At 49.8% G+C, this 12,361-nt stretch carries 9 protein-coding genes and 2 tRNA genes; 3 read left to right on the forward strand and 8 right to left on the reverse strand.

Annotation, left to right across the window (positions count from 1 at the left end; genetic code table 11):
* Nucleotides 1-40 precede the first annotated feature (40 nt).
* Nucleotides 41-1,537: a xylulokinase gene (gene xylB, locus GRF59_RS11210; RefSeq protein WP_160497637.1), complete on the reverse strand. Its 1,497-nt coding sequence runs from the start codon at nt 1,535-1,537 to the stop codon at nt 41-43.
* A gap of 130 nt (nt 1,538-1,667) precedes the next feature.
* Nucleotides 1,668-2,984 (reverse strand): xylose isomerase, encoded by a 1,317-nt coding sequence (gene xylA / locus GRF59_RS11215; RefSeq protein ID WP_160497638.1) that lies wholly within the window; start codon nt 2,982-2,984, stop codon nt 1,668-1,670.
* Nucleotides 2,985-3,232: 248 nt separating this feature from the next.
* Here xylA and GRF59_RS11220 point away from each other — a divergent pair, with 248 nt between their 5' ends.
* Nucleotides 3,233-4,393 carry an ROK family protein gene (locus GRF59_RS11220; RefSeq protein ID WP_160497639.1) on the forward strand — a complete coding sequence of 387 codons (1,161 nt, stop codon included), beginning with the start codon at nt 3,233-3,235 and terminating at the stop codon, nt 4,391-4,393.
* Between the two features lie 350 nt (nt 4,394-4,743).
* On the opposite strand, the gene GRF59_RS11225 is transcribed toward GRF59_RS11220, so the two are convergent.
* The 3 genes from GRF59_RS11225 to GRF59_RS11235 all read right to left on the reverse strand — a co-directional run bounded on the left by GRF59_RS11225 (nt 4,744) and on the right by GRF59_RS11235 (nt 7,105).
* Nucleotides 4,744-4,817 (reverse strand) — tRNA-Gly (locus tag GRF59_RS11225).
* A 10-nt stretch (nt 4,818-4,827) separates the two neighbouring features.
* Nucleotides 4,828-4,901, reverse strand: a tRNA-Pro gene (locus GRF59_RS11230).
* 101 nt (nt 4,902-5,002) lie between these two features.
* Nucleotides 5,003-7,105, reverse strand: a complete 2,103-nt coding sequence (locus tag GRF59_RS11235) for a putative bifunctional diguanylate cyclase/phosphodiesterase (protein ID WP_160497640.1) — start codon at nt 7,103-7,105, stop codon at nt 5,003-5,005.
* Nucleotides 7,106-7,313: 208 nt separating this feature from the next.
* On the opposite strand from GRF59_RS11235, the gene GRF59_RS11240 reads away from it, so the two are divergent.
* On the forward strand, nt 7,314-7,637 hold the full coding sequence (locus GRF59_RS11240) for a YbjQ family protein (protein WP_160497641.1): 324 nt from the start codon (nt 7,314-7,316) through the stop codon (nt 7,635-7,637).
* 13 nt (nt 7,638-7,650) lie between these two features.
* Entirely contained in the window at nt 7,651-7,902 is a 252-nt protein-coding gene (locus tag GRF59_RS11245) for an HD family phosphohydrolase (RefSeq protein ID WP_160497642.1), read from the forward strand.
* Between the two features lie 61 nt (nt 7,903-7,963).
* On the opposite strand, the gene GRF59_RS11250 is transcribed toward GRF59_RS11245, so the two are convergent.
* The 3 genes from GRF59_RS11250 to GRF59_RS11260 form a co-directional block, all read right to left on the reverse strand.
* Entirely contained in the window at nt 7,964-8,923 is a 960-nt protein-coding gene (locus tag GRF59_RS11250; RefSeq protein ID WP_160497643.1) for an aldolase catalytic domain-containing protein, read from the reverse strand.
* Nucleotides 8,924-9,214: 291 nt separating this feature from the next.
* On the reverse strand, nt 9,215-10,762 hold the full coding sequence (locus GRF59_RS11255; protein WP_160497644.1) for a leucyl aminopeptidase: 1,548 nt from the start codon (nt 10,760-10,762) through the stop codon (nt 9,215-9,217).
* A gap of 371 nt (nt 10,763-11,133) precedes the next feature.
* Nucleotides 11,134-12,246: an ATP-binding protein gene (locus tag GRF59_RS11260; protein ID WP_160497645.1), complete on the reverse strand. Its 1,113-nt coding sequence runs from the start codon at nt 12,244-12,246 to the stop codon at nt 11,134-11,136.
* Nucleotides 12,247-12,361 lie beyond the last annotated feature (115 nt).

A 12,361-nucleotide genomic window follows, 5' to 3' on the forward strand; every position in this document is an offset into this window, starting at 1 on the left:
CTCACAGGAATTGTCACTTCAGCTCTCTCAACTTTATATCTTATTTGCGGTAAGCCGCAAGTCTTTCGTTCAAACCGCGGGTTTGCGCATACACATCTTGGTAAACCGAAAATAGCTCGGAGTATACCTCTACCTGCTCCTTGTTAGGAGCATAGGTTTTGGCGGGACGGATGAACTGCTCCGCGCATTCGGCGAGTGAAGAGAACCATCCGCAGCCGTAGGCGGCCAGCATCGCAGCTCCCATCGCGGGTCCTTGTTCACTCTCGAGCTTAACAATTGCGGCATTAAAAATATCAGCCTGCATTTGCAGCCAGGTTTCGTTCTGGGCGCCGCCGCCGATCGCCGTCACCTCCGTAATCTCCTTGCCGGACTGACGAATGATATCAATGGATTCACGCAGCGAAAAGGTAATCCCCTCCATCACCGACCGAGCAAAATGCTTCAGGGTATGACCCGAGTCCATCCCAATGAAGCTTCCTCGGATATCTGCATCGGGATGCGGTGTCCGTTCTCCTGAGATATATGGCGTAAACAGCAAGCCTCCGCTTCCGGCGGTAACCTCTTCAATGCCTTCAAGCAGACCATCAAAGCTTAAATTCTTAGCGAAGGTGTCTTTAAACCAGGAAAGACTGTGTCCCGCTGCGAGCGTTACGCCCATGACGTAAAAGGCATTCTCTTCGCCATGGTTGAAGAAGTGCATCTTCCCTTGCGGATTGATATCCTTGCGGCTTTCATAAGAGAGCACGACGCCTGATGTCCCGATGCTGCACATCGTTTTGCCTTCTCCGAGAATTCCGGCTCCGATCGCACCGCATGCATTGTCCGCTCCGCCCGCGAATACCTTCGTCGATGGCAGCAATCCTGCGGCCTCCGCCACATCCGGCAGCATCGTGCCTGTCTGTTCGGAGGATTCCACCAGCTTCGGACAGAGAGACATTGGCAGATCAAAAGCCTGCAATATCTCTGGACTCCAGGTTTTACCCGCCACATTCAGCATCAGCGTTCCGGCCGCGTCCGAGTAATCCATCGCGAAACTGCCCGTCAAGCGGTATCTTACATAATCCTTCGGCAGCAGGAAATGCTCCGCCTGTGAGAGAATTTCGGGCTCATGTTCTTGAACCCACAGAATTTTCGGCAGCGTGAACCCTTCCAGCGCACGGTTCCGTGCAATATCCAGCAGCTTGCTTCCAAGCGTTTGTTCAATTTTACGGCACTGAGATGCCGTTCGTGTGTCATTCCACAGGATCGCCGGGCGCAGAACCTTTCCCGCCCCGTCTACCAGGACAAGCCCATGCATCTGACCGGAAAAGCTCAAGCCTTCTACTTCAGATGGCTTCGCGCCGGATTTATCCATCAGCCTGCGCAAGCTCACAATGGTACGTTCTGCCCAATCATCCGGATTCTGTTCGCTCCAGCCTGGCTTAGGATTGTAAAGCGGGTAACCTTCCGAATGTTCACAAACAACCTTGCCCTCTCCGGAAACCAGCACCGATTTAACCGCGCTCGTCCCGATATCGATTCCGATTACATATTTCATGGTTCGCCTCCTCAGGTATTTTCTTGTCTAAGAGTCTGACAAATTTATTCTCATTAAACAAGCAAAAGGTTGCCGAAGAACGCTGTCTTCTGGCAACCTCCGCTGCATGTCTAGAATGATCCTGGTTGTTTTATTCAGCCAAAATATATTGATTCAAAAGCGCCTTCAGCATTTCCTGGCGTCCGGATTCGTTTTTGCGCGGTGATTCATTATCCAGTGCATAAGCAGCCAGCGAAGCCAGCGTAGCTCGGCCGGATACTACATCAGCGCCGATACCTTCATTAAAACTGCTGTAGCGCTTTTCAACAAAATCGTCGAACACCCGGTCTTCGATCAGCTTCGCCGCTACCTTCAGGCCTTTGGCGTACGTATCCATACCGGCGATGTGGGCATGGAACAGATCTTCAGGCTCGAAGGATTGACGGCGTACTTTCGCATCGAAGTTGATGCCGCCTTTGCCGAGACCGTCGTTTTTGAGCACTTCGTATAAAGTCAGGGTCGCGTCATAAATATCGAGCGGGAATTCATCTGTATCCCATCCGAGCAGCATGTCGCCTTGGTTCGCATCCAGGGAGCCCAGCATTTCGTTAATCCGCGCTACGCGCAGCTCGTGATTGAACGTGTGGCCAGCCAATGTCGCATGGTTGGCTTCCAGGTTCAGCTTGAAGTGCTGGTCCAGATTGTATTTTTGCAGGAACGAGATCGTTGTAGCCGCATCAAAATCATATTGATGTTTGGTTGGCTCTTTCGGCTTCGGCTCGATCAGGAACTGCGCATCAAAGCCGATTTCCTTCGCGTAGTCCACCGCCATGGTGAACAGACGCGCCATATTGTCCATTTCCAGCTTCATATCGGTATTCAAAAGGGTTTCATACCCTTCACGTCCGCCCCAGAATACATAGTTTTCCGCTCCGAGCCGTTTGCCGACTTCAAGGCCTTTCTTGATCTGAGCCGCGGCATGCGCATACACATCAGCGTTGCAGGTCGAACCGGCACCATGCATATAACGCGGATTCGTGAACATGTTCGCCGTGTTCCACAGCAACTTTTTGCCCGAGGACTTCATGCCCTGTTCAATCAAATCCACAATCGTATCGATATTGCCGTAAAATTCTTTCAGACTGCTGCCTTCAGGCGCAATATCCACGTCATGGAAGCAGAAATACTGCAGATTCATTTTATCCATGAATTCAAATGCAGCTTCCACGCGTGCCTTCGCCTTATCCATTCCGCTGAGATGGTCCCAGCCGCGAACCGCCGTGTCCGTGCCAAAGGGATCGCTGCCGCCTGCAGTCAATGTATGCCAGTAAGCCATGGCAAAACGCAAATGCTCCTCCATCGTTTTGCCGGCTATTTTTTCCTCAGGATTATAGTGTTTGAATGCAAATGGGTTGGTTGAACGACTGCCCTCGTAATTGATTTTTCCGACGTTTTCAAAATATGCCATGTGTATGCTCCTCCTTAAAATTTCCTTGAACGCAAACGTTTACAACAACATCCTAACATAACATTTCCACTTTGTATATTGGTTAAACTAAGTTTTTTTATTTCCATTTTTTATTCATCCTCCTTCTGTGAGGAGAAACCCGCTCCCCGTTGCCAACCATCCGTTTTCTATATTGCAATTTACGGTTGAAGACACTAGACTAGGGGTCATATGAAAAAAACGAAACGTTTCTGAAGGATGTGTTGGACGTGAAAGTTACCGGTGACCAGGCACTCGTCAAAAAAATAAACAAGTCTTTAATCCTGCATACCATTCGCAAGCATCCCGAGCTGTCCCGCGCCAGAATATCGGAAATGACAGGGTTAAATAAAGCCACCGTCTCCAATCTGGTTGCCGAACTGCTGGAGGAACAGCTTGTACTGGAGGCCGGACCCGGTGAATCCAGCGGCGGCCGCAAGCCTCTGATCCTGCACTTTAACGCCATGGCTGGCTGTGTCGTTGGCATGGAGCTTCGCGTTAAGCACCTTACCGCCGTATTATGCAATTTGAACGGAGCCGTCCTTTATGAAACTGAACTGCCGCTTGATCAGCATGATTTCCCTTCTGTGCTGGAGAACATGAAGACGATGCTAACCGGTTTGATTGCCATGGCTCCCACGACGCATTACGGCGTTGTCGGCATCGGAGTCGGCGTTCCTGGCATGGTTGATGAGGATGGCGTTGTACTGTTTGCACCCAACCTTTCCTGGGAGAAGGTTCATTTGCGAGAACTGCTGGAAGAGAGCTTTTCGATCCCCGTCATTATCGACAATGAAGCCAACAGTGGCGCTCTCGGCGAGCTGAATTTCGGGCGTGGCGAAGATGTCCGCCATCTTTTGTATGTCAGTGCTGGGTCAGGGATTGGCTCTGGCATCATTATCGGCGGAGAGCTTTATAAGGGTTCGCGGGGATACGCCGGTGAAACCGGTCATATGTGTATCGAAGCGGAAGGAACGCCTTGCAGCTGCGGCAGCCGGGGCTGCTGGGAGCTGTACGCTTCGGAGAAGGCCTACGATCTGGCTGCGATGGAGCTGCCTGCCTATCATACGCCGGAGCTGATCCGCCTTGCCGCTGATGGCAATGCGGCTGCACGTCAGCAATTTGAGGTAATGGGCTCCTATCTTGGCATCGGACTCACGAATCTGATCAACGGGTTCAACCCGGAGCTGATCGTGATCGGAGGCGCGCTTTCCGATGCCAGGAAGTGGCTTGAAGGACCGATGCAGCAAGTCGTCGCAGAGCGGACGCTGCCTTATCACAAGCAGCAGCTCGAAATCGCCTTTTCCACGCTGGGCAGTCGTGCAACCATGATTGGCGCCGGCTTCTCGGCGGCCATGCATTTCCTGGGGCATACACGCGTTATGGTATAGTTCATTTTCATAGAACACAAAAGAAGGCCGATGGATAAATAAATCCATCGACCTTCTTTTAATAGCTCGGACGGTCGTACCCTCGCGCGTGGGTTCTCTTCCCACACTTCCGCCCAACAAAAAAACGCCTCATCGGCGTTATGGTTTATGTATGGAGCGGGTGATGGGAATACTCAACATCTGGATTGAAGTACGAGCCTCCGGCTCGCGATTAGAGGTAGATGTTGACGCGCGTCCTGGGTGGGAACTTTCATTGCAGCCTGCACGGACGGTCGTACCCTCGCGCGTGGGTTCTCTTCCCACACTTCCGCCCAACAAAAAAACGCCTCTTCGGCGTTATATTTTATGTATGGAGCGGGTGATGGGAATCGAACCCACGCTATCAGCTTGGAAGGCTGAAGTTCTACCATTGAACTACACCCGCAATATGAAAATCGGGATGACACGATTTGAACATGCGACCCCCTGGTCCCAAACCAGGTGCTCTACCAAGCTGAGCTACATCCCGTAATTACTCACGACTTCATGGTAGTGAAGACAAGAAATAATATATCATGAATAAACGGGATATGCAACTCTTTTTTCAGAACATCCATGTCAAGTCATCTTCTAATGAAGTAAGAACATCTTTTCGAAGTCCTCAGGCAAGATCGGCTTACTGAAGTAGTACCCCTGCCCTTCGTGACAGCGCTGCTCCCTGAGAAAACGAAGCTGCTCCTCATTCTCTACTCCTTCGGCTGTCACTTTCAGATGCAGGTGATGGGCCATGGAGGTGATCGTCGATACAATGGCAGCATCGTTATGATCACTCATGACCTCATGTACGAAGGATCGATCAATTTTAAGCCTGTCAATCGGCATATTTTTGAGATAATGAAGAGAACTATAGCCTGTACCAAAATCATCGATGCTAATGAAAACCCCAAGCTCTTTAAGCCTGTGCAGCTGATCGAAGGCCGTCTCCTTGTCAAATGTCATGCTTTCCGTAATTTCAAGCTCGACATACTTCGGATCAAGACCGATTTCATTTAGAATATGGCCAATCTGATCCGCCAGCTGCGGTTGAAGAAATTGACGCATGGATAGGTTGATGGATACGCAAATCGGCTTATACCCCGCCTCCTGCCATTGCTTATTCTGCTGGCACGCCGTACGAAGCACCCATTCGCCAAGCGGAACGATCAAGCCGCTCTCCTCCGCCAGAGGAATGAATTCCTGCGGAGAAACGTTACCGCGTTTCGGATGCTTCCACCTTAATAACGCCTCCATTCCAACGATTTCCGTCGATTCCAGATGAACCAGGGGCTGATACTCCAAATAAAACTCACCGCGTTCCAGTGCCTTTCGCAGATCATTCTCCAGCTTGAGCCTTTCCTTCGCCTTCCGCTGCATCGAAGGCACGAAATGACGCACGTCGATCCCATAATCCTTTGCATGATGAACCGCAGTATCCGCGTGCTGTATCAGCTGTTCTGCCGTATCTCCATCTTCCGGATAGACAGCCATGCCGGCGCACAGCGAAATATGGTAATCATAATCATCAATGGTGACGGGTTTCTCGAACATCGCAAGCAGATCCCTAATTCGGCTCATAGCCGCATCCACACTGACAAGAGCAGGAAGGATAAGTGCAAATTCATCGCCGCCCATGCTAAAAATCTCTTCCTTCGGAAGCGAATTCCGTTTCAAGCGATCTCCCACCAGCTGCAGCAGCCGGTCACCTGCCTGATGGCCAAGTGAATCATTGATATTCTTGAAACGGTTCACATTGAATACCACGATTCCTGACTTCTCTGTATCTTTTCCCCGCATTAGTTTGTCAAGACGCTGGGTCAATCTGCGCTTGTTCGGCAATCCCGTCAAATCATCATGAAAAGCCAAATAGTTCATCTTGGCCTCGATGCGCTGCTGTTCACGGAATGGATCCTCAATGGTCAACCGGTAAACACCTTTTAGCATCAAGTAATATGACACACTTCCGCAAAGGGCACCTAGCAAATAATTGATGTCGTATGTATTATCAGAGCTTATAATCAATCCCTGGCCTATAGCGATGTAAATCAAGGCACGAATAATGATGAGCAGAGACGGGGCCCTTTCCTTTCGCCCGCGGTATACAATGGAAGCAATACCGCTTAAACAAACGGCAACGATTCCCAGTCCAACCACCTTCATGAGAACATTCATGCTTCCTTCGTTGGTCAGTACCGGCATTGTTGGATTCAAAATCGCAAACGGTACAATGGATAGAACCAACAGCAGGCTTGTCACCGTAAAAACAATGGTTTTATGTGTCCGTGAGACCATCGAATCCTTCATACTGTAAATGCATAAAATTCCCGCTGCAAAGAGCATCCTCGATAAAATAAGCAGCCACAAGGCATCATTCTGAGTCAGCGCATACCCGAAAAAGGAGACTCCCATCAAACTCATGGTCTGCAACAGATCAAATACCGCCACGCATAAAAACAATGCGGCCGTGTACAGTCTGTACCGCGAAAGTTTGTGTGAGAATAATAACCACCCTTGCGAAAAAATAGCAAAGCTCGCTGCTACGCAACAACTGCTGAGAAGAATAAATACTGTCCTAAATGCATCTTTATCCATGACTTGAAACTGAAAAACGGACTCTGCCAATTGTACAGCTGCAAATAACACTACTCCCCATAGGGCTGCTTTGATCGTTCGTTTCTCCTCAACTCTTGTACGCATAAAGCCATCTGACCCCCGGGTTATCCTAAAATATTGAAGATGGTTTCATGCTAAATAATTCCACATTTCTACGCCTTTTCCTGCTAGGATCAGACAATAATTTTGCGGCCCCGTCACCCTTCGACAGAAGGCAGGGATGAATAAATATTTGAATCCTTTTTCGCACTTATCCGTAAAATAAGGTATCACACTGAAGGAGTGAATGTGGATGATCGTTACAACGACGGAGCACATACATAATCATGAGGTAGTTGAGGTACTGGGGACGACATTTGGCGTCGTTGTCCGGGCGCGGGGAATCGGTGGAGACATCATGGCTTCCTTAAAAGGACTGGTTGGCGGTGAGGTCAAGCAGTACACACAGATGATTGAGGATGCCCGCCGGCAAGCGATGGATCGGATGGTGCAAAACGCGCACGCCATGGGCGGAGACGCCATTGTGATGATGCGCTTCGACAGCGGGGATATCGGCAACAATATGAGCGAGATCGTTGCATACGGAACCGTCGTAAAAACTCGACCTGTCGGTTAACGGGGTCGTTCATATGGGAGCCATCGTGACTGTCGTTTTGGTGTATGGATTACAGCTTGTCGTGTTTTTGCTTCTACTATGGCTCAGCTGGCGCTTCTTCGACCGCCGCTACCGTCGGAAGGATGAGGATGCCAGCCGCAGGGATCTCATGAGCGGAAGATTCACGCCGACACCCGAAATATTCGTGGATCCGCGCGACGGCCTCAAATACCAGGTGTACTATAATAAGGATACAGGGGAACGGGAATACGTCCGTATTAAATAGTAAAAAGAAAAGCTTGACCGCCATTTACGCGGTCAAGCTTTTTTTATGATTTGAATTCCGGTTATTTCGTGTCGAAATTCACTTCCGGTGTGGTCAGTTTATCGTAAAACTCCACATAGTTATCTTTATCTTTCGATGCACGCTGTGCCATCGCCGAGCGCGGATGCTCATCCAGCGTGCCCGTAATCATGTAAGGAATGAGGTAGCCCCACTCTTCCTTTTCACGAAGCGGGATCATGTAACGCTCAATGATATCCAGCACCGGGCGCAGGCTATAATGCGTATTTTTCAGATGCGTTACCAAAAGCTCCGTCGGGCAGTTTCCTGCAGCGCGTCCCATACCGTATACGGAAGCATCCAGCAGTTCCACGCCAAGCTCTGCCGCAGTCAGCGTATTAGAGAACGCCAGCTGCATATTGTTGTGCGTATGTACGCCCAGACGTTTATTCGGCAGATGCTTCTTAAACTTCTCTACCAGATATTCCACGTCCTTGTGATCCAGGCTGCCGTAGGAATCAACGATATATACGACGTCAACGACGCTATCCTTAATCATTTCAAAAGCTTCAATCAGCTCATTTTCCATGACATTGGACAAAGCCATAATGTTCAGGGTTGTCTCATAACCACGGTCATGGAACGTTTGGATCAAATCAAGTGCCTTGTCCACATCTTTGATATAGCAGGCAACGCGAATCAGGTCGAGCATGCTTTCCGTGCGAGGCAGAATATCATCGACGTCCACGCGTCCGATATCCACCAAAGCAGATAACTTGGTTTTGCCCTTCTGAGGAATGACCTCACGCAGGAAATCATCGTTCAAAAAGCGCCATGGCCCGGCCTGATCGGCACCCTTGAGCAGCTTCGGAGAATTTTTGTAGCCGATTTCCATATAATCAACGCCAGCCTCATTCAGTCCGGCATATAAGCTCTGTACAAATTCAACGCTGAAATCCCAATTGTTCACCAGTCCACCGTCTCGAATTGTACAATCCACAATCTTGCAGGGATTTGTCTTCAAAAAAACCTGCTCCTTCCGTATTAAAATTTATTATCTCATCATACTTGATTCACAGTGCTAAAGTAAAGATGATTATGCATTTATTCACGCTCCGTGCACATTTCGAAATATATACATATTGAAACCAGGACTCTCAGGCGCCGTGCGCTCCACTTTGGAGGCAACGATGCAGGATGCAAAAACGGCAAGCAGAGGTTTCCCAAACAAACGATAATTCGTATGAAAGTACGCATTCTAACAAAGGGCAGCTCCAAGGTTCGAACGAACCAGGGATCTGCCCTTTGCGTGCTGTTATTGATCAGGTGCTTCCTGCGCAAGAATCCACTCCGTCAGGGTACGAACCATAACCCCGGTTGCCCCTTTCGGGTTGACGCCCCGCTCTTTGTTTAGAAAAGCCGTTCCGGCAATGTCCAAATGAATCCAGGGCAGCCCTTCCGCAAAGGTTCCGATAAACAGCCCGGCTGTAATCGCAGCGCCTCTGGAACCGGTGCTATTGCTGAGATCGGCTACATCGCTTTTCAGCATATCCCAGAACTCTTTGTATGCAGGCAGCGGCCATACCTTTTCCCCTGTGCGCTTGGAGGCCAGAATGAACTCCTCAAGCATCGTATCGTCATTCGTAACCACTCCTGTGGCGACATCTCCCAAAGCCGAGAGCACGGCTCCCGTGAGCGTTGCGACATCAATGAGCTTAGCGGCCCCCTGTTCCCTCGCATAGGCCATCCCGTCCGCAAGCACCACCCGGCCTTCTGCATCGGTATTGAGTACCTCGATCGTTCTCCCGCTGTAGCTTTGGATGATATCCCCCGGCTTAAAGGCATTTCCAGCCGGCATATTTTCCGCTGCCGGGATGACCATCACGACATTCACCGCAGGACGGAGCCTTCCCAGCGCATTCATGACCCCGAGAACGGCGGCGGCTCCGCCCATATCGCTAATCATCTCCTCCATGCCAACCCGCCTCTTGAGCGAAATACCTCCCGTATCAAAGGTAATTCCTTTACCTATAAGCCCGATGACGTCTTCCCAGTCGTCTTTGCCTTGGTACTTGATCATGATTAGCCGTGGCGGGTGCACGCTCCCCTGTCCGACGGCGATCAATCCGCCCATTCCCATGGCTGCGAGCTGTTTCTCATCCAGAACCGTCGACTCCAATCCGTGTTTCTCTGCCACCTCCACCGCAGCCCTGGCCAAATCCTCAGGCACGAGAAAATTGCCCGGCAGATTGGTTAAATCCCTGGCTATACAAGTGGATTCAGCAAAAGCGCGTCCGCGAGCGATACCTTCCTCCCAATCCGCCATCTCTACACCCGAAACCTTGCCTTTTCGCAAAAATGTCAGCTGCTCCAAGCCCTTGTATTCGGAATTGCTCTTTTTGTATTGCTTATGACGGTAAGAACCCAAAATCATTCCCTCCGTCATCGCCTGGGCAGCAATTCTCGCATGCTGTTCGGCCGTGAAAGTGACCAGCGGAGAACTAAGCTCCCAGGCCAGCTTTTTTGCCCTCATTTTCAGCGCCATTCTGGCAGCCTGCGCAGAGGCGATCCTCAGTTCCTCGGATGTCAGGGGACGCTCTCCAGCACCTACGAAGATCACGGTCCGGTACTCCCCCCGGCCTGGCAGCGGAACGGCATATGTCTGAAAGGGCGCAGCCTGAAACAGGTGGCTTTCCATCAGCGGCAGAAGCAGTGAAGTCCAGACCTGACGCATGCTCCCATCCTGTATGCCCTGAGGTGATACCAATACAATAAACGCGTCCACATCATACTGCGCCGCGTCGAGATTTTCCTTCCAATCGATTGAAACCTGTATAGATCCGGAATCGGAATGTCCTTTCATGGGCCATCTTCCTTTTTGTCTTGAGTTTTCGGACGTTTAATCATATATATTATTCCACGTTTGTCCAAAGCAACTCCAAAGACCGTATCTTTAGCCCAAAAAAACGGGTTGTTGGCGAATGCTCGTCAAGCATACCAAGCGTCGTGCGCTTGTCCGAAATCAAACGCCAACCATATTCATCCGGACCGACTCTTCCGCACCTTTATCCTCCGTTAGTTTTATCAAATTTTAGAACTTCGTAGTGGAATGTGGGTCCAGCTATTATGTAAGAATCCCGATACAATTAATATCTTCTCGCCTGACCCTCTTTCATCATTACAAAAAAAGCCTGCTCCCCCTAACCTTGAGGAACAGGCTTTTTCTTCATCACCCTATACGATTTCCACGATTGGCAAAGAAATAACAAACTCCGTCCCTTTTCCGACCGTGCTATTAACGGCAATGTACCCCTTATGATTCTTAATAATCCGGTAGCTGACAGACAGCCCAAGGCCTGTCCCGCTCTCCTTCGTCGTAAAGAACGGATCAAACAGGTGGGAAAGCGTATTATGGTCCATCCCCTTACCGTTGTCCGATATGCAAATATGTACATTCTTGTTGTCGCGATGCGCCCGGATCTCGATTAATCCCCCGTTTTCCCCTGTCAAAAGGTCAAACGCATCCATCGCATTTTTAACCATGTTCAATATCACCTGCTTGATTTGCTTCACGTCCACAGAGATATGCAGCGGTAGAATATCATCATGCAGGAGCACCTGACAGCCTTTCATCAGCGCCTCGCTCTCGGTCAGCAGCACGACTTCCTTCAGTAAAGAGGAGACCGGAATCACGGTCGTCTGAGGCGCGGAAGGCTTCGATGAATTCAAAAACTCATATATGATATCATTGGCCCTGTCGATTTCCATAAGAATAATACGGGCATATTCATCTTTTCCCAGTTTAATCAGATGGGGACGCAGCAGTTGAATGAACCCCCGGATTGCAGTCAGCGGATTTCGGATTTCATGTGCAATGGAGGCGGATATTTTACCGAGCATGGCCAGCTTATCGTTCCGATAAGCGGTTTGTTCGATTTGCTTAAAATCAGATACATCCTTCACGCTAAACAAGTAATCTCCGTCCATCTGATCACCGTAAGTTACGGTAAGCAGCCACTGCCGCCCGGATTCATCCGTGAGCTCGTGGTACTTCTTGCAGTGAAAAATCGTTTCGCGATAAATCCGCAGAATCTTCTTCTTCTTGAAACGGCTGAGCTGCGGATGACGCAAAATCTGCAATAACGTACAGCCCGTAAGGGATTTCCGGGACACTTCGAGCAGCCTGGCCATCTGCACGTTAATAAACGTGAGTACACCTTCGCTGTCAAATAGCATAACTCCGCTATCCAAATGCTCCAGGATGTTTTCGTACTTGTTCTTCACCAACTGCGTGGATTGAAAAGCCTCAAGGGACTGTAACAATGTCTCTTGGATATCGCTCAACACGATACTCCCCCTTTTCAAGAGAATGAAAGATTCACTCCATCCCCCATCTCCTATTCTTTCATCTATACAAATGAACTAAAGTCAATCCTGCATCATCAGGGCTCCGCTCTTATTC

Source organism: Paenibacillus dendrobii (assembly GCF_009807035.1).
Taxonomy (GTDB): Bacteria; Bacillota; Bacilli; order Paenibacillales; family Paenibacillaceae; genus Paenibacillus_AQ; species Paenibacillus_AQ dendrobii.

What these genes read in the sequence shown, in the direction of transcription:
- GRF59_RS11255 (WP_160497644.1), bottom strand. Translation starts at nt 10,762, where the DNA reads ATGAAAGGACATTCCGATTCCGGATCTATACAGGTTTCAATCGATTGG.
- GRF59_RS11245 (WP_160497642.1), top strand. Translation starts at nt 7,651, where the DNA reads ATGGGAGCCATCGTGACTGTCGTTTTGGTGTATGGATTACAGCTTGTC.
- xylB (WP_160497637.1), bottom strand. Translation starts at nt 1,537, where the DNA reads ATGAAATATGTAATCGGAATCGATATCGGGACGAGCGCGGTTAAATCG.
- GRF59_RS11235 (WP_160497640.1), bottom strand. Translation starts at nt 7,105, where the DNA reads ATGCGTACAAGAGTTGAGGAGAAACGAACGATCAAAGCAGCCCTATGG.
- GRF59_RS11240 (WP_160497641.1), top strand. Translation starts at nt 7,314, where the DNA reads ATGATCGTTACAACGACGGAGCACATACATAATCATGAGGTAGTTGAG.
- xylA (WP_160497638.1), bottom strand. Translation starts at nt 2,984, where the DNA reads ATGGCATATTTTGAAAACGTCGGAAAAATCAATTACGAGGGCAGTCGT.